21 protein-coding genes are annotated in these 26,515 nt (G+C 58.2%); 11 read left to right on the forward strand and 10 right to left on the reverse strand.

Annotated features, from left to right (window positions below; genetic code table 11):
- Nucleotides 1-83: 83 nt before the first annotated feature.
- Together CAURIC_RS01205 and CAURIC_RS01210 are read left to right on the forward strand one after the other, a co-directional pair.
- Entirely contained in the window at nt 84-767 is a 684-nt protein-coding gene (locus tag CAURIC_RS01205) for an ABC transporter permease (RefSeq protein ID WP_035114266.1), read from the forward strand.
- Nucleotides 760-1,419, forward strand: coding sequence for an ABC transporter permease (locus CAURIC_RS01210; protein WP_035114267.1), 660 nt, complete (start codon nt 760-762; stop codon nt 1,417-1,419). Before CAURIC_RS01205 ends, CAURIC_RS01210 begins: the two co-directional genes overlap by 8 nt.
- Nucleotides 1,420-1,585: 166 nt before the next feature.
- Here CAURIC_RS01210 and CAURIC_RS01215 read toward each other — a convergent pair whose 3' ends face one another.
- Nucleotides 1,586-2,800, reverse strand: a complete 1,215-nt coding sequence (locus CAURIC_RS01215; RefSeq protein WP_035114269.1) for an IS110 family RNA-guided transposase — start codon at nt 2,798-2,800, stop codon at nt 1,586-1,588.
- A 583-nt stretch (nt 2,801-3,383) separates the two neighbouring features.
- Between CAURIC_RS01215 and CAURIC_RS01220 the strand changes: the two genes are divergently transcribed.
- From CAURIC_RS01220 to galE, 4 genes are all read left to right on the forward strand, one after another.
- Complete coding sequence (locus CAURIC_RS01220; protein WP_172644114.1) at nt 3,384-4,322, forward strand: Abi family protein; 939 nt, start codon at nt 3,384-3,386, stop codon at nt 4,320-4,322.
- Nucleotides 4,323-4,460: 138 nt separating this feature from the next.
- Nucleotides 4,461-5,456 carry an ABC transporter substrate-binding protein gene (locus CAURIC_RS01225; RefSeq protein WP_290183038.1) on the forward strand — a complete coding sequence of 332 codons (996 nt, stop codon included), beginning with the start codon at nt 4,461-4,463 and terminating at the stop codon, nt 5,454-5,456.
- Nucleotides 5,457-5,503: 47 nt separating this feature from the next.
- Complete coding sequence (locus CAURIC_RS01230) at nt 5,504-6,865, forward strand: UDP-glucose dehydrogenase family protein (RefSeq protein WP_035116234.1); 1,362 nt, start codon at nt 5,504-5,506, stop codon at nt 6,863-6,865.
- A gap of 204 nt (nt 6,866-7,069) precedes the next feature.
- Entirely contained in the window at nt 7,070-8,113 is a 1,044-nt protein-coding gene (gene galE / locus CAURIC_RS01235) for a UDP-glucose 4-epimerase GalE (protein WP_035116231.1), read from the forward strand.
- Nucleotides 8,114-8,168: 55 nt separating this feature from the next.
- Here the strand turns inward: galE and CAURIC_RS01240 are convergent, their stop codons facing one another.
- Together CAURIC_RS01240 and CAURIC_RS01245 are read right to left on the reverse strand one after the other, a co-directional pair.
- Nucleotides 8,169-9,413 carry a pyridoxal phosphate-dependent aminotransferase gene (locus CAURIC_RS01240; RefSeq protein ID WP_265915162.1) on the reverse strand — a complete coding sequence of 415 codons (1,245 nt, stop codon included), beginning with the start codon at nt 9,411-9,413 and terminating at the stop codon, nt 8,169-8,171.
- A gap of 81 nt (nt 9,414-9,494) precedes the next feature.
- Nucleotides 9,495-10,310 carry a hypothetical protein gene (locus tag CAURIC_RS01245; RefSeq protein ID WP_216593980.1) on the reverse strand — a complete coding sequence of 272 codons (816 nt, stop codon included), beginning with the start codon at nt 10,308-10,310 and terminating at the stop codon, nt 9,495-9,497.
- Between the two features lie 166 nt (nt 10,311-10,476).
- Between CAURIC_RS01245 and CAURIC_RS01250 the strand changes: the two genes are divergently transcribed.
- From CAURIC_RS01250 to CAURIC_RS01265, 4 genes are all read left to right on the forward strand, one after another.
- Complete coding sequence (locus CAURIC_RS01250) at nt 10,477-11,559, forward strand: CE1 family esterase (protein ID WP_035116240.1); 1,083 nt, start codon at nt 10,477-10,479, stop codon at nt 11,557-11,559.
- 363 nt (nt 11,560-11,922) lie between these two features.
- Complete coding sequence (locus tag CAURIC_RS01255; RefSeq protein ID WP_172644116.1) at nt 11,923-14,193, forward strand: HtaA domain-containing protein; 2,271 nt, start codon at nt 11,923-11,925, stop codon at nt 14,191-14,193.
- 172 nt (nt 14,194-14,365) lie between these two features.
- A complete protein-coding gene (locus CAURIC_RS01260; RefSeq protein ID WP_035116363.1) occupies nt 14,366-15,088 on the forward strand; it encodes a DNA-3-methyladenine glycosylase in 723 nt (240 codons plus the stop codon).
- A gap of 111 nt (nt 15,089-15,199) precedes the next feature.
- A complete protein-coding gene (locus tag CAURIC_RS01265) occupies nt 15,200-16,303 on the forward strand; it encodes a glycosyltransferase (protein WP_156963630.1) in 1,104 nt (367 codons plus the stop codon).
- 113 nt (nt 16,304-16,416) lie between these two features.
- Here CAURIC_RS01265 and CAURIC_RS01270 read toward each other — a convergent pair whose 3' ends face one another.
- The 5 genes from CAURIC_RS01270 to CAURIC_RS01290 all read right to left on the reverse strand — a co-directional run bounded on the left by CAURIC_RS01270 (nt 16,417) and on the right by CAURIC_RS01290 (nt 20,229).
- A complete protein-coding gene (locus CAURIC_RS01270) occupies nt 16,417-16,773 on the reverse strand; it encodes a hypothetical protein (protein ID WP_035116331.1) in 357 nt (118 codons plus the stop codon).
- A gap of 117 nt (nt 16,774-16,890) precedes the next feature.
- On the reverse strand, nt 16,891-17,259 hold the full coding sequence (locus CAURIC_RS01275; protein ID WP_035116329.1) for a TetR/AcrR family transcriptional regulator: 369 nt from the start codon (nt 17,257-17,259) through the stop codon (nt 16,891-16,893).
- Nucleotides 17,260-17,355: 96 nt separating this feature from the next.
- Entirely contained in the window at nt 17,356-18,000 is a 645-nt protein-coding gene (locus CAURIC_RS01280) for an LppP/LprE family lipoprotein (RefSeq protein WP_052095237.1), read from the reverse strand.
- A complete protein-coding gene (locus tag CAURIC_RS01285) occupies nt 18,000-18,845 on the reverse strand; it encodes a hypothetical protein (RefSeq protein ID WP_290183048.1) in 846 nt (281 codons plus the stop codon). Before CAURIC_RS01285 ends, CAURIC_RS01280 begins: the two co-directional genes overlap by 1 nt.
- Before the next feature lie 124 nt (nt 18,846-18,969).
- Nucleotides 18,970-20,229, reverse strand: coding sequence for a hypothetical protein (locus CAURIC_RS01290; protein WP_052095236.1), 1,260 nt, complete (start codon nt 20,227-20,229; stop codon nt 18,970-18,972).
- Nucleotides 20,230-20,657: 428 nt separating this feature from the next.
- Here CAURIC_RS01290 and CAURIC_RS01295 point away from each other — a divergent pair, with 428 nt between their 5' ends.
- The gene (locus tag CAURIC_RS01295; protein ID WP_035116322.1) at nt 20,658-20,909 is read left to right on the forward strand and encodes a hypothetical protein; all 252 of its coding nucleotides are present in this window, start codon (nt 20,658-20,660) and stop codon (nt 20,907-20,909) included.
- A gap of 400 nt (nt 20,910-21,309) precedes the next feature.
- On the opposite strand, the gene CAURIC_RS01300 is transcribed toward CAURIC_RS01295, so the two are convergent.
- Together CAURIC_RS01300 and CAURIC_RS01305 are read right to left on the reverse strand one after the other, a co-directional pair.
- Nucleotides 21,310-25,116, reverse strand: a complete 3,807-nt coding sequence (locus CAURIC_RS01300; RefSeq protein WP_290183049.1) for a (Fe-S)-binding protein — start codon at nt 25,114-25,116, stop codon at nt 21,310-21,312.
- A 192-nt stretch (nt 25,117-25,308) separates the two neighbouring features.
- On the reverse strand, nt 25,309-26,493 hold the full coding sequence (locus CAURIC_RS01305; RefSeq protein ID WP_156963628.1) for an alpha/beta hydrolase fold domain-containing protein: 1,185 nt from the start codon (nt 26,491-26,493) through the stop codon (nt 25,309-25,311).
- Nucleotides 26,494-26,515: the final 22 nt, after the last annotated feature.

Raw genomic sequence — 26,515 nt, forward strand, 5'->3', positions numbered from 1 at the left:
CCTACCGCCGCCGACTCCACCGCCGCAGAACCTGCCATCGCCGAACCCGCCACCGCCCGTTCCGTCACGGGGGAGGAGCGCCCGTGAATACTCAGGCATGGCTCAACACCACTTGGCTTTCCGCCAATGCAGATCTAATTGCGGACCTAGCGTGGCGTCATCTACAAATAGCCCTCCCCGTCCTGCTAGCCGTAGGCCTTCTGGCTATCCCCATCGGCTACCTCGCCCATAAAGCAGGCCTGAACAGCCGCTGGAAACCAGCCCGGACGGGCATCATCATGGCCAGTGGCATCCTGTACGGCATTCCTTCGCTGGCGCTGTTCGTGGTGCTCCCGGTGATCCTGGGTACCAGCATCCTCAGCCCCCTTAACGTGATTATTGCGTTGATTCTGTACGGCCTAGCGCTGCAGGTACGCGTGGTCGCTGAGGCCTTCGATGGTATCGATGCCGCCCCCAACCTGGCTGCTCAGGCGGTGGGGTACGCCCCAGCCCAATTGTTCTGGTCTGTGCAATTGCCCATGGCCGCCCCGGCGATCATTACGGGCATGCGAGTGGTCACGGCCTCCACCATCAGCCTTATCTCCGTCGGCGCGCTGATCGGTGTGAGCAGCTTGGGCGACCTCATCACCTCTGGCTTCCAGCGAAGTTTCCCCACGCAGATCCTGGCCGGCATCGTGGGGATCGTGGTACTTGCCGCGGTGCTGGATGCGTTGTGGATCCTTCTCGCCCGGCTCCTGTTGCCATGGAAGCGGGTGGCCAATGTTTAACAAAGCTTGGGAACTTTTGGCCGACGCCCCCCGCTGGACCGCCCCCGATGGCCACTGGGCGCGGATTATGGAGCACCTCGCCATCAGCGGGGTATCGATGCTGATCGCGCTGCTCATTGCCGTCCCGATCGGATTGTGGATTGGGCATACGGGCCGTGGTGGATCGGTTGTTGTCGCATTATCTGGTGTGCTGCGGGCCGTGCCGTCTTTGGGGCTATTGACGGTGTTGGCGCTCATGCTGCCAGGAGGGACTAGCGATGGGCTGGTGCCCTCATTGGTGGTGCTGGTGATACTGGCTGTTCCGCCGATCCTGGCCGGTGTGTACTCCGGTATGCGGGCGATCCCGCGGTATGTGGTGGACGGTGCCCGCGCAGTGGGGCACTCCGAGGGGCAGATCCTGCGGATGGTGGAGGTTCCGTTGTCCGCCAGCTCCATCGTGGACGGTATTCGCTCCGCGGTACTCCAGGTGGTGGCAACCACAACGATCTGTGCTTACTTGGGAACCGGAGGGCTGGGCAGGTACCTCATCGATGGGCTAGCATTGAGTGATTACCCCGTGGTGATTGCCGGAGCGGTGTTGGTGATCGGCTTGATAGTGGTGCTGGAGGCTGTGTTGTCTGTGGTCTCGCGCTCAGTGGCACCGCGCACTTAGGTAGGACAGGGGGTTACCCTCAACAACAAAGGGGGTGTTCCTATCTAGTTAGTCAAGCCCGCGGGTGGAGTGTTCAGGGGTGACCGTGGTGCTTGACTGTGTCTGATTAACGGCATGCTGAAGGGCCGGCTGGGGTTGACCTAGTCGGTTTTTTGAATCTGTGGTTTTATGCTGCGGCGATGACCTCCGGTGTGATCTCGCGGTAGAGCTCTCCGTTGCGCATCATGGCGAATAAGACGTTGAGCCGTCTGCGGGATAAGGCGACGACTGCGGCGTTATGTCTCTTGCCTTGTTTTCGCTTTCGTTCGTAGAATTGGCGTGAACGTTCGTGGAATCTGATTGATGCAAAAGACGATTGCCATAGAGCGTTCTTTAATTTTTTATTGCCAGCTCGGTTCAGACTGTTGGACATGATGGATGTGCCTGATTGATTTGTCCTAGGTGACAGACCTGCGTACGACGCCAAATGCGCAGCAGACGGGAAATCCGACATATCTCCCACAGTCATAAGGATCTGTGCTGCAGATTTCGGCCCGATGCCCGGCATCGACAGCAGAATCTCGGTGTGAGGAATGTCTTGAATCAGGGCGAGTACGTGGTCCTCGATTTTCTTGCGGTGCTCCTTTTTCGCAAGAGCATCAGTGGCTGACATCGCGACACCGAGTTCGGCGTATTCTGCCCCGGGTATCTGTACTGTTTGGCTGGTAAACGCTGCGAACATGGCATCAACGATGGCTTCTGGATTCCGTGCCCGATGGCGTCTGGCGAAGGCATTGACCCTGGATGTGCCGAGTCTGCGGATCTTGGTGGGTCCGCCATACTTGGCGAGGAGCTGAAGTATCCATTTGCGGTGGATGACCTGCCCGCGCAGGACTCGTTCGAACTCAGGGTAAGTTCCGACCAGTGCTGAGCGTATCTGGTTAATCAGGCGGGTGTATGCCCTGGCGAGATCTTCATCAATACCGTTAAGGGCCTTGAGTTTGAGGAAAACTTCATCGACACGGTCAACCATGCGCAGTGATTCCGGCAGGTTCAGCCCGGCATGGGCGATAACGTAGGCGTCGCGGACATCTGTTTTGGCATTGCCGACATGGATACGTGAGAGTTGGCGCATCGCTAGACCTGGTAGGTAGCGCACGGTGGTGCCCATGGATTCGGCGATAGCGACGGTGAGTCGGCCGATGTTGTTGGGCTGGTCAACGACAACTAACACGTCGTGGGACTGGTCGACTTTGTCGATGAATGAGGCAAAGAGGTCCCGTAAAGATTTTTCGTGTTGGTTGACTTGCTTGGATAGGACCTGGGTGCCGTGTTCATCCAGGACGCAGGCGTGGTGAAAGTATTTGCCGACGTCCATGCCGATGACATAGCGGTATGTCATGGTGGTACTCCTAGCGATAGATAAGCGGTGATCTGCTTCGTCGCTGGGGTTGGTCGGACATACTTCGTGCTGGCATCCACATTACTTTGAGATCTCACACCAACCAGTGGCGTGGATCAGGTTCCTATTAGCAGTTGGAGTATGTCACTGCCTTCGGCGGCATCACCGGCCGGATCATTTTCAGACAGGGCAAATAAGAGCCATACCGAAGCCAGCGACTCGTTCCTCCAGTCCCGAAGGAAATGAGGGAACGGAGTAAACATAACCCGCTCTGATTAGGGGACTACGCAATGAATCCTCGGAACCCTCCGGTGGAACTACTTAGAACGTAATGGGATTATTCCGGAGGTGCCCAATCGTCGCTACGGACGGCATAGTACCCCGGTGCCTGTACGGGTCGGAGGACTCAGGGGAGGGGCTGAAATATCTGGTAGGCGCCGATTCCAGCCCCCGGGCTTGCGCCTTAGCGTGTCGATTCGCCATCGAGCGAACAGTCGACTATCATTAACCCCAATGATCCAGCCCGCCCTTGCCTAGCAAGGTAGCGGGCTCGATGCTTTTAAGGACAGATGAGTGCTGTGTCATGAATAGTCGGTCTATCAAGCCGTTCCGTACTTACGAAGAGCAAATCCAGATTCTTCGCGACCGGAATTTAATCTTTCAGAGTATAGACGAGCCAGTCGAATGGCTTAAGAAGGTCGGATACTACCGACTCAGCTTCTATAGTTATCATTGGCGCGACACGGAATCAGAAGACGGGAGATTTCTGGAGGGGACCCAGTTTTCAAGTGTGGTCTCGCTTTACGAGTTCGATCGACTCCTCCGAAACCATGTATTCGCAGCCATGGATACGATCGAAGTTGCCATGCGATCGCGCATCGGTTACGCACTTGGAGAACTCGATGAAACGGCACACATGGAGCTGGAAAATTTCTCTAACGGGTTCGAACACCTTAAAAACTTACGGTCTATGCTGGGCAGGTTTACTAGGGCGGCCGAACGAAAGGATCCGGTGGCGAAGCATCATGTGGATTCCTATGGATCGAAACTTCCTATTTGGGTTCTGGTTGATTTTCTGGACTTCTCTGACCTGTCTAGACTGTATTCCTACCTCAAGGCGCCTCTTCAGCATCAGATAGCACAAGATCTTAATCTCGATACAGCCGGCCACGGACGTGGTCGAGCATCCACCCCGCATCTCGCCGGATGGCTTCACCAATTATCGATTGTTAGGAATTATTGTGCTCACCATGCGCGACTATGGGACAGGAGTCTAAAACCTCAGGCCGTCGCTCACGGGATTAAGGATGGTTTCTTTGAAGGTTTTACCAATCGAACACAATCAACCAACATGTATGGCGCCATAATGATTATTTCTTTCTTGTTGAATGCCATCGAGGGAAATAACAGCTGGGCTATGGACCTCAAAGATCTGATTGAGGTACACGCCGAACCTATTCCGGGTGTGGTGCCGAAGATGGGTTTTCCAGCTGATTGGAAAGCAAAAATGCCTTGGGTATAGCCAGAATCTCTTGTATGATAGATATAGTCGGCCGACGTCAGTAGGGTGGTGGGAACATCATGGCTGCCCAGGTACGCGCAATCCATGATGAATAGAATTCGGCCATGATCAGAATCATTGATTGCGAGGCTTCACCTCATGCTTAAAACTCACCATAATCGCGTTGCCGCCCTGACCCTCACCGCCATGCTGGGCGGTGGTGCGCTGGTGGCGTGTGGTTCAAACGAGGATCCGTTGGCCAACGGAGGTAAGGGAACCGACGGCGGAAATTCCAGCCAGACCATCACGGTAGGGTCGGCCAACTTCCCCGAGAGCGAAATTGTAGGCCAGATTTACACCATTGTGCTTAAAGATGCCGGTATGAACGTGTCCTTTAAGGGGGGAATTGGTGCCCGCGATGTTTACCTGAAGGCACTGGAAAAGGGCGATATCGATGTGGTTCCGGAATACAGTGGCAACGTGGCGCAGTTCTATGCCAAGGGGAAAGCGCAGGAGAGCGCACTGAAGCCAGGGGCTTCCCCGGAAGACGTCACTAACGCATTGCAGGAATCCCTGCCCAATGGAATCGAGGCCGGGCCGGCAGCGCAGGCAGAATCGAAAGATTCGTACCGAGTGACCAAGGAATTCTCCGAGAAGAATAAGGTCACTACCCTCGAGGAACTGGCTAAGTACGTAGAGAACAAGTCCATCACCATGGGCGGTAATCCCGAGCTCAAGGAGCGACCATATGGTCCCAAGGGTTTGGAGAGCGAATACGGAATGAAGTCCCTGAACGTGAATTTCCGTGGCATCAGTGATGGCAGCGGTCCGTTGACCGTGACTGCCCTGGCTAACGGGGATATTGATGTGGCGGATATTTACACCACGTCTCCCGTTGTAGATAAGAGCGGAAAGCCTGTGGATGTGGTGGAGCTCAAGGACCCCAAGCGACTGATCTTGGCGCAGCAAGTGCTGCCCCTGTATCGCTCAGAGAAGCTGAGCGATGAAGCCAAGAAGAAGCTGGAAGACGTGCAAAAGCAGCTCACCACCGAGGACTTGAAGGCCATGAATGAGCGAAATTCGGGCGCGGAAAAGGCCGAGCCCGAGCAGATTGCGCAAGACTGGTTGGAAAGCAAGGGGCTCGCAAAGAAATAACCCTTATTTCATCTTTGGTTTACTTCCCGTCGGTAAGGTCTTTCGGCATGCGTATGACAGTGTTTGGTACCGGTTACCTAGGAGCTACCCACGCAGCCTGCATGGCTGAACTTGGCCACGAAGTCCTAGGCGTGGATGTTGACGAAGCGAAAATTGCCGCTCTTTCGGAAGGGCGCGTTCCATTCTTTGAACCCGGTCTTCCCGAGCTGTTGAAGAAGAACATCGCAAACGGTCGCCTGTCATTCACCACTGATTACAAAAAGGCAGCGGAATTCGCCAACGTGCACTTCATTGGCGTGGGCACACCTCAGCGTAGGGGTTCTTATGCGGCCGATACCCGTTACGTAGAGGCCGTTGTCAATGAGCTTGTTCCGCTACTGGAGGGCGAGCACTTAGTTCTGGGCAAGTCCACCGTCCCCGTGGGCACTGCCGCCCGGCTGCAGGCGATGGTGGATGAGCTGGGGGCGTCGGGTAAAAAAGCGCACGTTGAGGTCGCCTGGAACCCCGAATTCCTGCGCGAAGGCTACGCGGTGAAGGATACGCTCACACCCGACCGGATTGTGCTGGGTGTGCGGGCTGACGATAGCGGGGCGGAGCGGATCGCGCGAGAGGTTTACGCGAAACCGCTCGAGGGAGGTTCGCCGTTCTTGGTGATGGACCTACCGACCGCCGAACTGGTGAAAGTGAGCGCGAATGCGTTCCTGGCTACGAAGATTTCCTTCATTAACGCGGTCAGCGAGGTCTGTGAGGCCACCGGTGCGGACGTGACGGCGCTGGCAGATGCGATCGGTATGGACGAGCGCATCGGGCGCAAATTCCTGGGCGCGGGCCTGGGCTTTGGCGGCGGTTGCTTGCCGAAGGATATTCGTGCGTTCATGGCACGTGCCGGTGAACTGGGCGCGGATCAGGCGCTAACGTTCCTGCGCGAAGTGGACGCGATCAACATGCGGCGGCGCGAGAAGACCGTGATGTTGGCGCGCCGGGCACTAGGGGGATCCCTGATTGGGCGGAACGTGACCGTGCTGGGGGCTGCGTTCAAACCCAACAGTGATGACGTACGCGATTCGCCAGCCCTGAGCGTGGCGGGCGCACTGAACCTGGCTGGTGCGGCCGTGACCGTGTTCGACCCGGAGGCGATGGACAACGCCGCGAAACTATTCCCCACGCTGACTTATGCGGAAACCGTGGAGCAAGCGCTGGAAGATGCCGAGGTTGTGATCCTGGCGACCGAGTGGAAGCAGTTCCAGAACTTGGACCCGGTCGAAACGAAGCAGCTGGTAGCGGGCGTGCGCCGGGCGGATGATCCCGAAGGTACTGTGCAGCCGGTGATGATCGACGGTCGCAACTGCCTGCCGCGTGAAGCCTGGGAGGCTGCGGGCTGGCGACTGCTGGCGCTGGGGCGGGGTTAGATAGGTTCTGGCGCTGGGCCGGGGTTAGGGAGCTTCTGGCGCTGGGATCCTCGGATGTCTAATTGCAAAGTCGGCGATTTTGCAATTAACGGGCCTCGTGGCGGGACCTTATCTTTCAATATGGGCACGTGTGAAAGAAAGCTCGTCGCCGGCCTGCGAGTAAGGTGAATGCCAAACGCAACGAAGCACCGATCCAGGAGAAACATGAAGGTCTTGATCACCGGCGGCGCCGGTTTTATCGGCTCCACCATTGCCAACTGCTGCGTGGATAACGGGATTACCCCGGTTATCCTCGATGACTTCAGCAGGGGCCTGCGCGCCTTTGCTGCTCAGCACGATTACTACGAAGGCGATATCGCCGATGCGGCCGTGCTCGATCGCATTTTCGCCGATCACCCGGAGATCGAGAGCGTTATCCACTGCGCCGCCAAGATCGTGGTGCCCGAGTCCGTTGCGCAGCCTCTGGAGTACTACGACAACAACGTGGGCAAGTCCATCATCTTGCTGCGGGAGCTCGCCCGTCACGGGGTGAAGCGCTTCATCCTCAGCTCTACGGCCTCCATGTACGAGCCAGGCGAGGACTACATGGTCGACGAAACCGCGGAGACTAACCCGCAGAGCCCTTACGCGGCTTCCAAGGCGCTGCTGGAACGCGTGATGCGCGACTTCGCCGCCACCGGCCAGATGCAGTGCCTAGCCCTGCGCTACTTCAACCCCATCGGTGCTGACCCGAAGATGCGTACCGGTTTGCAGGATCCGCACCCCACCCACGTGCTGGGCAAGATGATCGAAGCTCACACCACCGGCGGTACCTTCACCGTCACCGGTGTGGACTGGCCAACTCGCGATGGGTCCGGCCTGCGGGATTACGTTCATGTGTGGGACCTGGCTCGTGCGCACGTTGCGGCTTTGCAGCGCTTTGATGGGGTTATGGAGGACGCCGCGCGGGAGTCGCAACAAAACCCCACCGGTCCCCTCAATGAGAACTACAACATCATCAACCTAGGAACCGGCACCGGTACAACCGTCTTCGAGCTGGTGGATGCGTTCGGGGATGCCACGGGCCACCCGTTGAAGTCTCAAACCGCGGAGGCGCGCATGGGTGATGTTGTAGGCTGTGCAACGCTCACCGCGAAGGCTGAGCGTCTATTGGATTGGAAGGCGGAACTCAGCATCGCCGATGGTGTGCGCTCCTCGATGGAGTGGGCAGAAAAACTGCCCGCCATCCTCGACAACGAGGCGAAGTAGGCAGGCGCACCACTAACCGACAGTAGGTCGGGGTCTGGTTTTTGGGGCAGCTCTCCTACTGCCGGTAGCTCGCCAAGAAGTTACCCAGCCGCTCGATCGCATCCGCCAGATCACGAGCCCACGGCAGCGTGACGATGCGGAAGTGATCCGGGGTGGGCCAGTTAAAGCCCGTGCCCTGCACCAGGTGAATCTTCTCTTGTCGCAGCAGGTCGAACATGAACTGCTCGTCATCGTGGATCTCGTGCACATTCGGATCCAACCGTGGGAACGCATACAGTGCACCCATGGGCTTTACACAGCTCACGCCCGGGATCTCATTGAGCTTGTCATACGTCACATTGCGCTGCTCCAGCAAGCGCCCGCCCGGGAGCACCAGATCGTCAATGGACTGCCGCCCGGAAATCGCCACCTGAATGGCATGCTGTGCGGGCACGTTTGGGCACAAACGCGTGCCCGCCAGCAATGTAAGCCCTTCGATGAATCCCTGTGCGTGCCCCTTCGGGCCAGTGAGCACCATCCAGCCAGCGCGGTAACCGGCCACGCGGTAGGCCTTCGACAGCCCGTTATAGGTGATGCACAAAAGGTCTGGGCACAGGCTGGCGATATTGATGTGTTTGGCGTCATCGTAAAGAATCTTGTCGTAGATCTCATCGGCCAGAATAAGCAGTGAGTGCTCGCGGGCAATATCCACAATCTGCTGCAGAATTTCGCGAGAGTACACGGCACCCGTCGGGTTATTCGGGTTAATTACAACAATGGCCTTGGTGCGCTCCGTGACCTTGGCCTTGATGTCCTCAATGGAAGGATTCCAATTGTCTTCCTCATCGCACAGGTAGTGCACGGGCCGACCTCCGGACAGGGACGTGGAAGCCGTCCACAACGGGTAGTCAGGGGAGGGGATGAGGACCTCGTCGCCATCGTTGAGCAGTGCCTGCATCGTCATGGTGATCAGCTCGGACACGCCATTGCCTAAGTAGACGTCCTCCACATCGAACGACGGGAAGCCGGGGATTACCTCGTAGCGGGCAAAAATCGCGCGCCGAGCAGAGATGATGCCTTTAGATGTGGAATAACCCTGTGCGGTGGGCAGCGCCGCGATCATGTCGCGCATGATCACATCTGGGGCCTCGAACCCGAACACTGCGGGGTTACCGGTGTTGAGCTTGAGGATGCGGTGGCCATCGGCCTCCATCCGCTCCGCCTCCGCGTTCACCGGTCCGCGAATCTCGTAAAGGACGTTCTTCAGCTTCGTGGATTGATCCAACGAGCGTAGCTCACTGGGGCGCTTAGGGGTACTCATTCTCCCCATTGTGCCAGTTGACCGTCCGGCGGGTGCGCGAAACCCCGTCCTGAAGGCGCAGGCGCGGTAAGCCTCGGGGCTTTAGTTACCACCCTCGGTGGCGTTCCCATTGCCTCCCGTTCCGCCGGCGCCACCCGTACCACCGGTCTCTCCCGTGCCACCAGTGCCGCTGGTGCCCCCGCCGTTATTCGTCCCTGCCCCCGTGCCACCGGTGTTGCCACCGGTGTTCCCGGTTCCGCCCGTGCCGCCGTTACCGGAGTTACCGCCGTTACCGGAGTTTCCACCGGCACCGCCGCCGTTGCCCGTATTGCCTCCATTCTGTGGCCTGCTGGGCGCATTGTTTCCAGGATTTGAGGGCCGTCCGTTGGTGGGGCGATTGTCACCGCGGTTGGGGCGGTCGCCACGGTTGTTTCCGGGTTCTCGGGTCTGGCTCGTTTCTGTATCCGACGCCGACGTCTCAACCGACTGCTGTTCCTCTGGGACCCACTGTTGTGCAGGGGGAACGTAGCCGCCACCGGGAGGTGCAACGGGATCGGTTTCCCGTTCCTTGTCATACTTTCCCGTTGTGGTGGGCGCAGGGTAGCTGGCGGTAACGCCGGTGGCGGAACCGGCGGGAGTGCGTTCCCTGTCTTGCCCCGATTTCATCATGGCCAAGGCCAACATGGAAGCCAATACTGCGGCGATGAGACCGAGCACCAAGATCCATGCCCACCACGGCATGATGGACCGCATCTTGGCTTTCACTGCGTGCGCGCGACCGTGTTTCTGCTCTTCCGCTGGGGGTGCCGAAGTTGGGGTCTCTTCAGGTGCTACTGGGGTGCCCGCCGCGTCTGGGGACTGCGGCTGGCTCCCCTGATCTTTGGGCACTCCAGAGGGTGCGGAAGGCGTGGAATTCATTATTTCAGTCTAGGTGAAAGGGCTCGCTTCACCCCACTCTAAGAAACGCTGTGGCCCATGTGACTGGTGTGGCTATCGAGAAAACAAAAGCTGAGAAAAACTATCGGGGGCAATGGGTTTTCGTGAACGCTTTCGCGCAGTTGAAAGCTGGTTTATGGTTCTATGTGTGCGCAAAAACCTTAATACTCCAGTAGAGAATATTAAGCGAATGGTGATTATGGCATTGGCGGCGCTGACTGCGGTCGGTGGCGCCGGCGCTGTCCCTTCTGTAGCCGAGTTCACCGGAACCCAAGCTCAGGCGCAACCAGCCCCTCTGGCTGGGCCACCGTTGCCGGGATCTGCCGTTCCCCCATTGCAGGATGTGCGACTGCCCAATGGACAAATGCTGTCGCAGGTGATCCCGGGGGCGTCGAACCTGTTTAAAAAGCCCCACAAACCTGCAGCTAGGCCTGTTTTGCCGGGGAATGCGAAGCCCGCACCGCGGATCGGAAACGGGCGGGCCATGTGGGTGCATACGCGCTCGACGGGCCGCGATCGCCGCTATCTGGTGCATATGCCTACTCACTACAACCCGCGTCGCCCAGCGCCGGTGCTGTTCGGCCTTGACGGATGGCGCGATACGCCGGAGAACTTCCGCCGTTACTCCCGCTTGCATGAGACGGGCGCGGCTCGCGAGGCAATCCGCATCTACCCCGAATCCCTCAATCACGGTGGGGAAGGTGCCCCGTATGCTGTGGTGCGCCCGGGCGAGGATCTGAAATTCATCACGCAGATCATTGCGGAGGTCGACAGGACCTACAATGTGGATCGCAGCCGGATCTACGCCACTGGGCACTCCAATGGTGGCGGCATGACTGCTGTCGTGGCCTGTCACTTGCCTCATATCTTTGCGGGTGCGGCGGCCGTGGGCGGGGCGTTCTACGATCCGGTGAACCGCGGGTGCTCTAACCGTCCGATTCCGTTCCTGATTTCCCACGGTACGGGCGACACGATGATGAAGTACCACGGTGGCTATCGGCACAATGGGAGTCACTACCTGGCCGTTCCTGTGCTGGTCAACAGCTACAAGAAGCGCAATGGCTGTGTGGGGGTGCCGCGCGTAACCAACATCCCGGGTGGTAAGCGCCATGTCTACCCATGTGCGCGCAAGGAGCTGCAACTGCTGACCAACCCGCAGAATCACACGTGGAACCGCGTGCCCGATGCTAGCCAGGAAGTGTGGAACTTCTTGAAGCGGCAGCGACTATAACAAAGGGGTTCCGGCGGTTGTGACAAAAGGGGGTTAAGGGACGGTGGGGGCCGTCCCTTTTTTGGTTTGGGGGTTGGAGGGGGTGAGGGGGTGAGGAGGGGTGAGGAGGTAAGGGTGAGGGGAAGAGGGGGTGAGAAGGGGTGAGAGGAAGAAGGGGTGAGGAGGTAAGGGTGAGGGGAGTGGAAAGTGGCGAGGGGGTAAAGGTGAGGGGAGTGGAAAGTGGCGAGGGGGTAAAGATTTTCATTACTGAGCTGCGGATCTGTAATTCAGAAGGGTGTGACTGATTCCGTAGGATATAGGTTAGGCAAACCTTAGTAGGTAATCTCCGGGGTGTCTCATCCCTTTGGAGTGTTTGGAGCATCCTTGAAAACTACTGTTGCCCGCCACGGTGCTGTTTCGCTTGCGGCGATTTGTGCTTTGTTGTCAGCCGGTGTGGCGGTTCCGGCTTATGCGCAAGTGAGCCCACCCGTAACTGAAACCTCAACTACACCGCTGTCCGTTGACGTCGGGACGATGACGTGGGGAATTCGATCTTCATTCAATAACTACACGCACGGACCGACCGAGTTGATCGGCACTGCCACGGAGAATGAGAAAAAGAACAGGTTCGGCTTTTCAATTAAGGCAAGAACTTATGATCGCGAGAATGAACGATTCGAAGCGAAGTTCAGTGGCGGCGTGCGGTACAAGAAGTACTGTGACCGTGAGGCGCAGGATAAGTGTCAGCTCGATCTGAAAATCGAGAATCCGCGCATTGTCATCAGTCCAGAGGGATCTTTTGTTTATGCGACCGTCACGTCAAAGCAGTATCCGAGTGGAAATGTTTACCTCAACTCAGGGGTGGATGATTCCAAGCCAATCGCGCAGCTGCACACTGCGAATGCTGACTTTAAGACCAGTGGGAGCGTAGTGACATGGTCGGAGATTCCCAGCACGCTGACCCGAGAAGGCCACGAAATGTTTTCTCATTTCTACCCGGTAGGTGTGGGATTGGATTCGCTTACGTTCAGTTTCGACGTATCGGGACTGGAAGGTTTTGCTCGGCCGTCCACCGACGGCGCAGCGTTCGCCGTATCCACGCGAAAGTTTGACAATGAGGCGCTTTACGAACGGCGCCGTGAGCTGTTTGCGTTGAAAGACCATGTCATTGTTGCAACGGCAGATTACCGATGGAGCCCCGTGGCGAAAGCTGGTTTTTCCCTATTGGATCGTGATTTGAGCGAAGTGCATTCGCAGCATGTGCGTCTCAATGAATACGGTGCAGTGGCTTTTGATGATCGCAACCAGGACCTTTATTTTGTTGGAAAGCAGAATTCTGAATCGCGGCCATTTAACGACGATTTCCAAACCGTATACAAAGTACACGTTGATGTGAAGACAGGGTTTGGTCAGCCCGTCGTGGTGCATACTTTTGCGGACCCTGTCACGGCGATTGGTTACAACCACTGGTCGGATAGGGTTCTAGCGGTGACCGAGAAGCAGGCCGCAGTGTTGAATAGCGGGGCGGTCTCTCCTACTGACCTGCCACGTCAATCAGATTTGGTGGCAGATGCGGGTTTTATTGAACCCGAAGGCATGTATGGGGAAGCGCAAGCGGGCTTCCCAGTTAAGCATGACCTACTGGCGATGAAGGACGGCAGTTTCATTTTGAACTCGGGTTCTAGCTCCGCGATGAAAAATGACAAGAAGTATTTCGGTCTGATGGTGGGAATTGATGCATCCGCACCTGAACTGTCTGCTCGTTTGTTCTCAGAATCGGCGAGTTCTGAGTCTGGCATGAAGACTACGGCTGCACGAACCAATGGTGAAACAATCGTTCGGTATAACTCCATCGGGCAGCCTGAGTACTCCTTTGCGCAGACTCTCCGCTATGAAAACGGTCAGCTCCATCGAATTAATGATGTATCGGCGGGTCGGGAAGATGTCGCCGATGGCGAACACAGTGATATCAAAGTATGGGGAAATGCTGTCCTCACGCACAGTGGCACATTGCTTGCGCTGGATGCTAATGACGGGCATCTTAAAAGGTTGAACACTCAAACTTTAAAACGGGAAGCGGCAGAAGATATCGCTATTCCGAAGGGCGCAAAGACCAACGAGTACCTCCATGGCGGGATGCTGTTGCTGGATGAGGGAACGATTTTTGTACCCTCTTATGACGATGCGCCAGGTGAAGGCGAAGAACGCTATGTGCTGCGGAAAGTCTACGATCCTTCTTTCATTCCGCCGGTCGTAGACAAAGGGCAAGGCTACGAACCCTTAGAGCAGGGAACGGGTGAGGGTAAAACACCGGCGGGTGAAGAGCCGATGCCTACGGGAACGGCTGACGCACCTCATAAACCGATACCCGGCAAACCAACATCTGGTGAACCAATGCCCAGTGAATCAACACCCAGTCAACCGACGCCAAGTGGATCAGCATCGGGTAAACCCCCGGCGTTGAGTGATTCGTCAGGCTCTGTCAGCCCCGAAGACGGCGACAACTCCTCGACGGACAAATCGCCGGGAGATTCCAAAACGTCGTTGTGGTGGACGTTCACTAAATGGTTTGGAATTTTCGGCGGTGTGCTGGCGCTGATTGCCATCCTGGATCACTTCTTCGGGAACATCATCCGTCACGCGTTTGTTCGCTAGTGCTCTCGAACCTCTTATGACTCGCGGTTGAACCCTGGGGTGGAGTTCGCCGAGGAGCTCGTAGCGTGGATGGAGAACTCCACCGCCAGTCTTTGCCTGATCCCAGCTCACCTAGACTGGCGACATGACTGACGGCACAAAAGTTGACTCGACCGATGCCTTCGCTACCCGCATGGCGAGCGTCCCAGACCAGGTTCTGGTCGATTTCGATCAGCCCGCTGACGTAGTCGCCCCGCAACTGTTGGGCGGGATTCTGCGCTTAGGGCACGTGGCTGTGCGAATCACCGAGGTGGAGGCTTACCTGGGCGAAAGCGATCCGGCGTCTCACGCCTTCAAGGGTCCCACCCCTCGGTGCGCAACGATGTTCGGCCCTTCGTCCCATTTGTATGTTTACGCGAGCTACGGCATCCACCGCGCCGGGAACCTGGTATGCAGCCCTGATGGGCACGCGGGCGGAGTGCTGCTGCGGGGCGGGGAGGTCGTCGCAGGTTACAACGTTGCACGGCGCCGTCGGGGACCTAAGGCCCTCGACGCCGCGCTGGCCCGCGGCCCCGGAAACCTCGGGCAGGCGATGGGGTTTGACCTCGAGCTCAACGGGGCAGAGGTTCGCCAAGGTGAGATCCCTGATTCCTCTGCGCAGTCCGATTCCGCAACGGCACCGGCCCCGTCTGATTCGTCTAACCCGGTTGGTTCGGCTGAGCGGGCTGTCTCGTCCGCCGCGGTTTCGCTGCCCGTCTTGTACTTCCGGCGCGCCACTGAACCCGTAGAATTCGTCGCGGGAAAACGCATCGGGATCAGCAAAAACGTCGAGGCCCCACTGCGTTTCTGGATCCCAGGAGACCCAACCGTCAGCACCCCGCGCGGCCGACCAAGGCCATTCAAACCTCAGGTCTGAGACTCGTTTATAAAAGGTCAACGCTCAACTCTCTTTTTAAAGCTAAAATCGACGTCTATGTTAGGAGTAGGGCGTGTATGATAAACGTATAGCTTCAGGGTGGAGCTTATTATGACGAAAAAGGGAAATCACGTGCGCGACGATCGTTTCGATATTCTCCTTCCCGAATTGCGTCCTTATTTCGTTGAGGCATTGGCGGGGCAAGGTCAAGCAACAATTTATGGAGGCAAGCTGACTTACGCCAAAAATGGATTGCAGACTGAAGATGAAATTATCAAAGTCTCGCCTAAAAACGCTTTTATTCAAGGGTTTCGATCGCGTTCGAATGTAGTTGTTGTGCCTGAACCGTTGTGGTTTAGACAGTATCCGTTGACCGTGCCATTTATTACCGGAGTTTTGCTCGGTCGTTGGGTGCGTCTGCAGACGCCTAGGATGGGGACTATATGCATTGATAACGCGCCGCCTACTGCGGTATTGAAGTTGCCTGATGTCGTTCCGGTTAGGTTGCGGAAAGTATTGGGGTCGATTGTCGTGCTCCCCCAAAGTCTGGTGATTTCTCATTGGGTTTTCGGTACCGATGCGGCGCGTGATACATACAAGGAATTATTGGGTCCGGTATTTGATCGCTGGATTGCTCCCAGGTCTCGGGTGGTATTACCTAAACCTCGTCAACGGGGAACCACGCAAGGGTTGCCTGCTCAATTCGCATTCATTGGGCGATTGTCCAGATTTAAAGGCATACCTTTAATGCTGGATACATGGGAAAAAATCGCGGAGGCGCGTTCGGATGCAACTCTGCATATCGCCGGTATAGGTGAAATGGAAGAGGAAGTGGTGGAGTGGGCTCGATCACGACCAGAGGTAACGGTTGAAATTGATGTCACCCGGGAGCGAGTCTTCGAAATACTCTCTCGGTGTGGTACTCACTTCCAGCTGTCGATGCCACGGAAACGCGGTGGAGAGCAAGTGGGTAGCGCTAATCTTGAGGCCCTTTCGATGGGGCTACGGCTGGTGGTAACTTCCGAAACGGGTATTTCGGAATGGCTTAAAACACTGGGGCACGTTGTTGTTCAGCCTTCCATCTCAAGCGAAAATTTGGCAAATTTGATCCTCCGCGAATTGGAACAGCCTTGGTCTCCTCCGGCGGCGTCCTTTTACGGTGAAGATGGACTGGCCTATCAACACCGTATTCTTCTTGAGAAGCTTCGATTGTAAGCGGGTTTCCGCACTAGATTGTGGCCTGCCGCCGTTTCAGCGATTAGTCACGATTGCTTTCTCTGGGCGAAGGGCAATGTGCGATCAGAATTGGAGAGACACACAATGTGCCATCATTCAGCGCGCGCGTGGGAATTGATGGCCTGAGCTTGATCGGCCGGGTTGTCTGCGGTGACCACGAGACGTGTGAAGTGCTCGTCAACCAGCTCGACGACAAGGGCGTTCTCAAAGCCATTGACGTTATAAAAGGTGCGTTCACCATCGGAGTGGAACGTGCCACTGAGCTTTTGCCCAATGCGCAGACCGGGAGCTCGGAAACCTTTGGGCTCTTTCTTCATCCCGGGATCGTGAGTGGCGCCGCGCACGTGGTTCCATGGGATCGTGAGGGCGCCCGTGAAAGACCACAGCTTGTCGAGGCCCTGGGGCTCTACGACGAGGTTTTCTTCGGTAAAAGTGATCTTGTTGCGCATGGAAATCTCCTTGGTGTGAGAGGGCGGGAGTGTCTGGGGTGTGACCAGTGAGAGGGCCAGGCTTCTCGCGCGGGTCTCGGGTTGCTTGCGCGGAGCCCGGGTCTGCTCGCGCGGAGTTCAGTGGCCGGCGCGGGATAGGACGTGTTGGCCTAACTCAGCTGGATCGTCGTTAAAGCAAAGTCGAACGGCTTCGTGCGTGCGAGCGCGGATGTCTTTGCTAGTGGGGGCTAGTTCCGTGAGTGCAACGAGGACGAGGTTTTTAGCGTCATAATCGACAATGCCCTCCTCTGCACTTTGACAAACCGTTTCTAACGCCATGCGGAATAAACCGTGTTTAGATCCGAAAATCTTATAGAAACTGGAGCGGTTCAACCCCAACTCCTTCAGGACCGTATCCACCGATAGTGCGTTGAATCCGTGTGTGCCAAAGGTGACGATCGCGGCGCGAAGAACGTCGCGTTCGTTGAACTCTCGTGGTCTAGCCATGGTTTAAGAATAAACATTCTGGAATGAATTGTCCACAACTCATCGAACAAGTGAGGGTGGCACCCGAAGGTGCCACCCCCATAGCAGGCACCAAGCCTACTGTGGTGGCACGTTACCAGTCATGATGATGCGGCCAGCGGACTCACTCCACCGGAAACTGGCGTGCGCCTCACCGGAGCGTTCCGCGTTACTTTCGCCAGGCAGTGGGTAGTGATAAACCACATTAAGAGCGTCATCACCCGCACGCGTCACGGTCGGCATGAAACCGTATGCCTCCGATGTGGTGGTTCCTAAGTATTCCCCGTAGTTGAATAGCATGATCTGGAACGGCGACGACGACGTCGCGCCATGAATCGTCACTGTAATCCACGACAGGGGCGCACAGGGGTCGTAGCCATCAATATCCGCGGTGCTCGCATCCCAATCCCAAGTGTTGGGTTTGACCCGTGAGATATTGTCCCGCACCGCCTGAGTGGCACTATCGGAACCGCATTGTGCCGATGGCAATTTCCTAGAATGCTCGCTTTCGCGGTCGCGTGAAGTTCGCACGTTCGGCGGCAGCTCGCGTTTCGATGTCAGGGTAGGGGAGGGCTGGTCTTTGGAGGGGGTTTGCGGGGTAGCTTCGACGCTGGGTGTTGTTTCGGGTTGTTCTTTTTGGGACGACGCCGTTTCGTTCTCCATTGTTGAGCATCCGGAGATGACGAGCCCTGCTGCGACGATTAGCGTGGCAATCCGCTTCATTACTTCAACTTCCTTCCTAGGTAGATGCGCAGGTGCCAGACAAAGTTCAGTAGAACCAGCATCGCTGCGGTGTGAAGCAAGGTAAAGACGGCTATGGCAAGCAGGGTTGCCTCGTGATCGAAAGCTTCCGACAAACTCGCGGACTCTGAGGGGCCGCCGAAGAGATAAATAAGGGGGAGGATCAGCCAAGGGAACAAAATAATTCCCCAACCGATGAGCCACATGAGGGACTGGGTGCGCTTGCGGCTTGGCGGAACAGCAAGAGTGCGTAGATCGAAACCTGCGGATGCAGGCTGATCTGGGATAATACCGGTTTCGTTGTTGGGTAGGGCGCCCATGTGGGTGCTCGTCGCGGCAGGGGAAGGCAGATTGACCCGGTTAGGGTTCCACGAGGCTTCCGAATGGGATGCAGCGCCCAGTGAGTTTAAAGGTCCTGCTGATGCTTGGTGGGATGGGGACGACGGGGGCGTCGAATCCGAAAAGGTAGGAGAGTTAGAGAAGCTGGAGGGGGTAGAGAAAGTAGAGCCAGGAGCCGAAAGCTGTGATGCTGGCCACGGCGACGCCTGTGCCGAGGCCTTGGTGGACTGGGTGGAGTAGGTGCCATCCGCGAAGGCGCGGAAACTACCGATCGTGATGTCCGGGTGGTCCGGATCGTCAAGGGCTTTATCGTAGGCGCTGCGCCGAGAATCGTCCTCGAATAGGTGGCGAGAGGTAGTGAGGCGGTCAAAATCCGCGACGTTGTCGCGCGGAGTGGAGCTGAGGCGTTCGTCAATGAGATTGACGATGCGCGAGGACTCGAGATTGCGGTCGATGCCGAGGTCATCGTAAATGTTGTAGTGGGCCATAGGGGTTCCTTTCGTGGGTCGGGTCGGTAGTGAATCGGGGGAGTGAGGTGCGGAACTGGGGTGCAGGAGTTGCGTGTTGGGAGAGTGGGGTATTCAGGTGCGCGGGAGGAGCGTGGGTGGGGGACTAACAGGGGGAGCTGTAATCGGCGGCGGCCTGGAGCTTGCGGGCGTTACCCTCACCGCGAGCTTCGGCAGCGCACGCCCCGGCGCGGTCGCTGCCGTAGTCGTAGTAGACGGGGTAGACGTCCGCTCCGTCTACCGAGCCACGGAGGGATCCGCATGCGCCTGGAGTTGTCGCTTTCGCGCTGGGGTTGGCGGTAAGGCTGGCCTTTACGAATGGGCGGGGATCCTGGCCGGGGTAGATCAGAACGGAATCCACAATGACGACATAGCGGCCGTCGCACTGAATGGTCGAGTACCGGCCAGAGTCGCGCCCCTCATCCGATGGGGGTTGTTTGGGCTGTGATAGTCGCGGGGCGTTGCCGAGGTCGGAGTCCATGCGTGCGGCTTCATTGCAGAGCATGGTCTTGTCATCTAACAGATTCAGAAGTTGACCAGGCGCATTAGCGTCTTTCAGCTTCCCGTAGGAGTAACAACGATCTTCCGAACCGCTTCTGTGGTCCCCATCAGTGTCATAGGTACCCCACTCGTCCCCAGTCCAGTAGAAAAGCCCCATGTTAGAAGTGTGATCCACACCCGCCAGCATCCACTGGCCATCGCAAAACAATGAGACCGTGTTTGCAACGCCGGGAACTGCGACGGCCAGATCACAGGGGCCCTTGTCCTGGCCAGCCGCCTGCTCCGTCGACGTTGGAGCCTCGGAGCTTTCATCGGATTTCTTGGTTGTGGGAGCGCTGGGCTTGGCATCCTCTGCGTTCTTCTTGGCTGCTGCGTCGTCGGCGGCCACGGGCTGCTCGTTGACGTCGCCACGCTGAGTGTAGTACCAACCGCCAGCGGCGAGCGCCACCAGAGCGAGGACTCCGAGCACCGCGAGTATCACGCGGGACTTCGAGGACTTCTTAGCAGCGGGGGCCGCTGCCTGTGAGCCTGCAGCCGAGGCCGCGGGGATACTTGCAGCTGGGCCCGCGGAGCTATCCGCAGCTGCTGCTGGTTCTTGCTGGACGGACGGGCCCGGCGCCCACTGCGGGTCAGTGGACTGCCTCGCCTGCGCGGATGATGTGGCATCCGCGGGCCGCTGCGGGGTATCCGCGCTTTCGGGCTGGCGGGGGAAAACCTGCGTTGCGTCCTCAGGTTGCTTGTGAACACCGGGGCCAGGAGAACCCCATTGGTTATTGCGAACTTCGCCACGGAAGTCGCCCGCGCCCCAATGATCATTCGGCTCGTTACTCGCGCCCCATTGGTTATCTGGGTTCTTCTTCACCACGTCGCAATCAGCTCCACTAAGTCGCCAGGAGTGCCGCGAGTGGGGGACGCTTTCGGCGTCAAAACCCAAAAAAGAAGTGAAGACTTCTGGTTAGGGTGGCCATCGCGACACGGCTGTGCCAGATCCATCAACGCTCTCTCGTTAACCGTGTGAGAGCACCGTTGAACGAAGTAAGTATGTGATACTTACGGCGTAAACCTTACGGGTTCGAGCGGGGTTTTACGCGTGTGCTGCAAAAATCAAAACCATGTTGTTGAGATGGCGCCACAAATTTCACGCCTGAGGTGGCCTGATGCATGACGAGTCATGTAGATTTCCTGTCATTTCCCCAGTAAATAGCCGCATGATGCTGTGATTCATCTTTGTTGAACAAAGTTAGTGCAAGGAATGGTTTAGGCAACAACGCCCCCGCCTGGGGGGGATATGCTGTGCGCCAACGGTTACCTCGCCGTGCGGAGGAAGCCATTCCTTCTTCGTTCCACCAGGATGTGGCGGGTCCTTTTACCGACGCCAAGGAGTCCTGGCTTGGGGCAAATGTGGTTGATGCCTCCAATGTAGAAGAACTGCGCACGATCGTGCACGACGTGCCTGTCGAAGAGGATCGCTATCAGCGCTTACGACTGGGGATGGCACTATCGGACTCGTTTGATCAGGTGTGGAGTTCCGCTCGGGGGCATTGAAGTAGCTGAAGTGCTGGCGGGTACGGTCGTTGCACTTGGGCCGGCGCGGCGGAATCCGGTGATTAGGTTGCGGCAGCGGGGGCGGCGGCTGTTCTGAGAGAACGGCTCTGCTGACCCTTTTTCTGATTTGCAGAACGAGATGTGCTGTCCTGTTGCGATTAGCAGAACGAGATGCGCCGTTGAGGCGATTTTTTGAGGCATTTGAGTCTGCTTTTCGAATCCGGAAATCGCGCGTGTATTGATTTTGGTTTCCTAGCGTTGGCACACGCAGAGTTCGTACCCATGGGGAAAGAAACGTCGAGCGAGGGCGCTTGAGAAAAGAAACAACCGCACCTGCTTTTTCGAGCAGATGCGGTTGTTGTCGTTACCGGAGGTTCTCCCCAGTTTCAGGCGTTAGGCCTCAAGCGTTGGGGGCGCCGGGAGCACCTGGGACATTAGGCGTGATCTTGATGATGCCGCCTTCGGTCTTCGTCTGGGACTGGCCCTGCTCTTGCGCAGGAGCGTTGTCCTCGGACGGAACTTCCTTGGCAGCCGGCGCAGCTGGAGCCGCCGGTGCTGCCGCAGCCTCGGTTTCAGTTGGGGCCTGAGCCTCTTCGGTATGTGGTTCCTGTGCCGGAACCTCTTCGGCTGGAGCTTCCTCGGATGCCGGTACCGAAGGTGCCTTAGCTTTTGGAGCTTCCGGTGCTGCTGGCGCCTCGGCCTGTGCCGGTACAGCTGGAGCAGCTGCAGGAGCCGATGGAGCAGCAGGCGCTGGAGCGCCCGGTGCGCCTGGGGTCATCGCGCCCAGCTTGATGACACCACCTTCAGTGCTAGCTCCCGATTGTGCTGGTGCGGAAGGCGTAGCTGGCTCGGACTTCTGAGCAGCTGGAGCTTCCGGTTCCGCAGAAGCGGCTGGCGCAGCCGGAGCACCCGGAGCGGATGGTGCACCCGGCGCTGCTGGGGTCTGAGACTGAGGAGCCTGGGCCTCAGCGGACGCGGTTTCAGCGTCTGCCTCGGCCTGTGCCGGTGCAGCTGGAGCAGCTGCTGACGCGCCAGGGGCGGCTGGAGCTCCCGGTGCTGCTGGAGCGGTTGCACCAAGCTTGATCTTGCCGTCAGAAGTGGTCTTGGCTGCAGCTGGTGCGGCTGGGGTAGCCGGCGCAGCGGACTCTTCCTGGGCGGATGGAGCCTTTGGAGCACCCGGTGCAGCTGGAGCACCCGGAGCTGCTGGGGCGCCTGCGGATGGAGCCTTTGGAGCACCCGGTGCAGCTGGGGCGCCCGGAGCTGCTGGAGCGCCTGCGGATGGAGCACTTGGAGCGCCTGGAGCTGCTGGGGCACCTGCGGATGGAGCCTTTGGAGCACCCGGTGCAGCTGGGGCACCTGGAGCTGCTGGGGCGCCCGGAGCTGCTGGAGCGCCTGCGGATGGAGCACTTGGAGCACCCGGAGCTGCTGGGGCACCCGCGGATGGAGCACCCGGAGCTGCTGGAGCGCCTGCGGATGGAGCACTTGGAGCACCCGGTGCAGCTGGAGCACCCGGTGCTGCTGGGGCGCCCGGAGCTGCTGGAGCGCCTGCGGATGGAGCACTTGGAGCGCCTGGAGCTGCTGGGGCACCTGCGGATGGAGCCTTTGGAGCACCCGGTGCAGCTGGGGCACCTGGAGCTGCTGGGGCGCCCGGAGCTGCTGGAGCGCCTGCGGATGGAGCACTTGGAGCACCCGGAGCTGCTGGGGCACCCGCGGATGGAGCACCCGGAGCTGCTGGAGCGCCTGCACCAGCACCCGCAGCACCAGCACCCGCTGCTGCCGCAGCTTCCTTCTTCTTCGCTTCCTCGGCCGCCTTCTGCTCAGCCTTGCGCTTCTTCTCTTCTTCAGCGCGACGCTTCGCCTCTTCCTCGGCCTTGCGCTCAGCCTCCTCGCGGGCCAGCTTCTCTTCATCAACCCAACCGCGCTCTGGAGCAACCAGGAACTCTGGTTCCTTCGGCGCTGGCAGCTTGCCGTCGACCATGATGGATTCGCGGAACATCTGGGAGATGTCCAGAACCTGAGTGCGCTGGCTCTTGTCCTCGATATCGGACTGACGGTTGTTGACACCGTCGCTCATCATGGTCTTACAGAATGGGCAACCCACGGCAATCGTGTCGGAGCCCGTCGCCAGCGCCTCATCCGTACGGTTCAGGTTGATGCGCTCGCCGATGTGCTCTTCCATCCACATGCGGGCACCACCGGCACCACAGCAGAAACCGGTGTCGCGGTTACGATCCATCTCCACCAAGTTTGCGCCAGATGCACCAATTAGCTCACGCGGAGCTTCGAAGACCTTGTTGTGGCGGCCCAGGAAGCATGGGTCGTGGTAGGTGACCTGACGCCCCGTCTGAGGACTGTTCACTGGCTCCAGTCGGCCTTCGCGGATCAACTTGTTCAGCAGCTGCGTGTGGTGAACCACGTCGTAGTTGCCGCCCATTTCTGGGTACTCGTTGCGCAGGGTGTTGAAGCAGTGTGCACAGGTCACGACGATCTTGCGCTGCTTCGGTGGCACGCCTTCGAACGCGTCGTCCAGAACTTCGATGTTCTGCTCTGCCATCATCTGGAAGAGGAACTCGTTACCAGCGCGGCGGGCGGAATCACCGGTACAGCCCTCGCCCTCACCCAGTACGGCGAACTTCACACCAGCGGTGTACAGCAGGTCCGCCACGGCGCGGGTGGTCTTGGCAGCGTTGTCGTCGTATACGCCGGCACAACCAACCCAGAACAGGTACTCGGTATCGTCGAAGTTCTCGATGTCCTGGCCGTAAACCGGGATGTCGATGCCGTCTGCCTTGGCCGCTTCGATCCACTCGGAACGCTTGTTGTTGTTCTGGCCCCAAGGGTTTCCCTTGGTTTCCATGTTCTTGAACAGGCCACCCAGCTCGGTTGGGAATTCGGAGTCCACCAGCACTTGGTAACGGCGCATATCCACAATGTGGTCGATGTGCTCGATGTCCACTGGGCACTGCTCAACACAAGCACCACAGTTGGTGCAGGACCACAGGATGTCTGGATCGATTACACCTTGCTCGCCGGAAGCAACCAGCTGCAGCAACGGCATGTCGGCGTGTGCGTCGATGGCTGGGTCGTCCAGAACCGCAGTGCCGCTGGAGAACATGCCAGCACCACGGGAGCTCTCGGCTTTGGCGGCCTTCAGGTATGGGGCAGATTCGATAGCGTTATCGCGCAGCGCGGTGATCAGCAGCTTCGGGCTCAGTGGCTTTGCGGTGTTCCATGCGGGGCACTGTTCTTGGCAACGTCCACACTCCGTGCAGGAGGTGAAGTCCATCCAGCCCTTCCAGGTGAAGTCGTCAATGGTGCCCGCACCGATTTTGTCGGTGTCTGGGTCGGCGTTCTCCATGGTCAGGATGCGACCGTTGGAGGTCATGGGCTTTGCTGCGCCCAGGGCGTTGCGACCATCGGAGTTGCGCTTCAGGAAGATGTTGAAGAACGCCATGAAGCGGTGCCAAGCGACACCCCACTTGACGTTCTGGCCAACGATGAACAGCCAGATCATGCCGGACAGCAGCTTGATCAGGGCGAAGATGGAAACCAGCAGCGGGGATTCCGGCAGAATCTTGGCCACCTGCATGGTGAAGAAGTCCGTTGCGGCATGGCCACCCTCGTAGCTGGCGAAAGTAGCGATCTTGGAAGCCTTCACCAGGATCATGCCCAGGCCCTCGATCAGGACCACGGCTTCCACGAAGTATGCGGCCTTGGAGTTCGAGCCGTAGAAGCGGGCCTTCTTATCCTTGTCACCGATCTTCTGACGGATGATGATCAGCGCGATAATGCCCAGGACGGTGCCCAGACCCAGTAGCTCATCAACGAAGTGGTACAAGCCCCAGTTGCCGATGATGGGCCAGCCACCCTCGGGGTTGAAGATCTGAATGTAGGCCTCGAACCACACCATGGATCCCAACAGGAATCCAACCATGACGAACCAGTGGGCGATTGCCACGCCCGGTTTCTTGGCCATCTTGGTGTGGCCGATGATTTCCTTGATCAGGTTCATCAGTCGGCCGGCGGGGTTATCCGTCCTCTTCAGCGCCGGTTGGCCGAGGCGGATCGTGGTAAAGATCTGCGCCGCGCCGCGGATGAAGAAGATCCAGGCGGGCAGTGAAAGCAGCGCGCCAATGATTCCCAGCGGAATGGTGATGTTCCACGGAATGTCATTGGAGGTCGCCTGCCCTGCTGCAAGCAGGTCCATGTTGTGCTCCTCGCAAGTCCGGTGTGAGTCAGGGTGACTCTGTCAAGTAGTTCATATCCGTGCCGGATTATGTATGAACTAATTACTTACTAGGGCACAATATCAGTCTTGGGGTGGCTTTTTTCAATTTTCGCCAGCCCGCTGACCAGCGCTAATTAGCAACAAATGTGTTGCCTAATTCACTCGGGGCCCTTATGTGGTCGCGATCTCAATCATCCGCTTGCGCGCCGCACGCCCTTCCGGAGTATTTGTGAGGTGGTACATGTGGATCGCCCCTTCTTCTTCGTGCAGCGTTGCTACTGCCCCTACTTCTTTTATTCTCGACGCCAACTTTCCGCAGTCTGGGAGCGAAATATCCCTTGTGCCGCAATAGATATAGGTGTGCGCGGGGCGGGGGCTGGACAGGGCTTCGCATAGCTTTTCCGAGGTCATCAGGAGCGGGCTGACAGCGGGGTGTTGGGTCGCGGCGGCGTCGGAACAAATTCCGGCAGTGACTAACCCGGAGGCCCACAGCACACCTTGGGGGCGTAGTACCTGGGGGTTTAGAAGGGGATCGGAGGGGAGGAACTCCTCGATGTCAGGATTAGATAGATCCATATCTAACCAAGGGGCGTTGAGGACGATGGCCTTGGGTGCGGGGAGGGGGGACTCGGCAACATTAGAGCCGGCCATGCTGTCCCCGAAAGGCCATGCCAGCGCGCTCAGGAACAGCCCGCCACCAGCCGAATCTGCAATGACTGTGACATTATCTGCGCCGTGGTCCGCGACCAGCTGACGGTAACACTCGCGGATCAGCGGCAGACCGTGAGCGGCGGAGTAGTCGGGAACTAGACCGTAGAGGGGAATGTCCACGCGCAGGCCGGCTTCGGCGAGCTGGCTCACGAAGTTCCAGTTGCGCGGTTGAATGGGTTTGACAAACCCGCCTGGCAGTACGTACAAGACAGCCTTGTCTGCGGCCTTGGCGGGAGATACCTCGTCGAGGTGGTCGCTCTCGGATGTGGTGCTTGGACCTTCCGCGGTAACGCCTTCAAACTTCATGGGTGCGACGGACCATACGGGGAAGGAGGTCGGGGGTGCTGTGCTGCGCAGTGTTGGGTTTCCCGGTGCTGTGCTGCGCACTGGGGTACTGCCCAGTGTTGGGTTGCCTGGTGCTGTGCTGCGCAGTGGGGTGCTGCCCAGTGTTGGGTTGCCCGGTGCTGCGCTGCGCACTGGGGTACTGCCCAGTGGGGTGATGTCCACGTGACGCATCGACAGCGCAAAGTGCTGTCGCAGAATGTGTGGTGGTTCTGCGGGGGACGGGGCGGCGCCCAGTGTGGCGTCGGGATTAGAAGCCCGTCGCGAAGTCAGATAAGCGGAAACGCGCATGGAAAAGCTCATGGGACCAGCGTAGTAAAAAGTT

The organism is Corynebacterium auriscanis, from assembly GCF_030408435.1.
GTDB lineage: Bacteria > Actinomycetota > Actinomycetes > Mycobacteriales > Mycobacteriaceae > Corynebacterium > Corynebacterium auriscanis.

Coding starts and splice junctions, on each gene's coding strand:
- CAURIC_RS01220 (WP_172644114.1), top strand. CDS start 3,384: ATGAATAGTCGGTCTATCAAGCCGTTCCGTACTTACGAAGAGCAAATC.
- CAURIC_RS01240 (WP_265915162.1), bottom strand. CDS start 9,413: ATGAGTACCCCTAAGCGCCCCAGTGAGCTACGCTCGTTGGATCAATCC.
- CAURIC_RS01305 (WP_156963628.1), bottom strand. CDS start 26,493: ATGAGCTTTTCCATGCGCGTTTCCGCTTATCTGACTTCGCGACGGGCT.
- CAURIC_RS01210 (WP_035114267.1), top strand. CDS start 760: ATGTTTAACAAAGCTTGGGAACTTTTGGCCGACGCCCCCCGCTGGACC.
- CAURIC_RS01285 (WP_290183048.1), bottom strand. CDS start 18,845: ATGGCCCACTACAACATTTACGATGACCTCGGCATCGACCGCAATCTC.
- galE (WP_035116231.1), top strand. CDS start 7,070: ATGAAGGTCTTGATCACCGGCGGCGCCGGTTTTATCGGCTCCACCATT.
- CAURIC_RS01260 (WP_035116363.1), top strand. CDS start 14,366: ATGGCGAGCGTCCCAGACCAGGTTCTGGTCGATTTCGATCAGCCCGCT.
- CAURIC_RS01275 (WP_035116329.1), bottom strand. CDS start 17,259: ATGGCTAGACCACGAGAGTTCAACGAACGCGACGTTCTTCGCGCCGCG.
- CAURIC_RS01245 (WP_216593980.1), bottom strand. CDS start 10,310: ATGAATTCCACGCCTTCCGCACCCTCTGGAGTGCCCAAAGATCAGGGG.
- CAURIC_RS01265 (WP_156963630.1), top strand. CDS start 15,200: ATGACGAAAAAGGGAAATCACGTGCGCGACGATCGTTTCGATATTCTC.
- CAURIC_RS01280 (WP_052095237.1), bottom strand. CDS start 18,000: ATGAAGCGGATTGCCACGCTAATCGTCGCAGCAGGGCTCGTCATCTCC.
- CAURIC_RS01215 (WP_035114269.1), bottom strand. CDS start 2,800: ATGACATACCGCTATGTCATCGGCATGGACGTCGGCAAATACTTTCAC.
- CAURIC_RS01300 (WP_290183049.1), bottom strand. CDS start 25,116: ATGGACCTGCTTGCAGCAGGGCAGGCGACCTCCAATGACATTCCGTGG.
- CAURIC_RS01230 (WP_035116234.1), top strand. CDS start 5,504: ATGCGTATGACAGTGTTTGGTACCGGTTACCTAGGAGCTACCCACGCA.
- CAURIC_RS01270 (WP_035116331.1), bottom strand. CDS start 16,773: ATGCGCAACAAGATCACTTTTACCGAAGAAAACCTCGTCGTAGAGCCC.
- CAURIC_RS01225 (WP_290183038.1), top strand. CDS start 4,461: ATGCTTAAAACTCACCATAATCGCGTTGCCGCCCTGACCCTCACCGCC.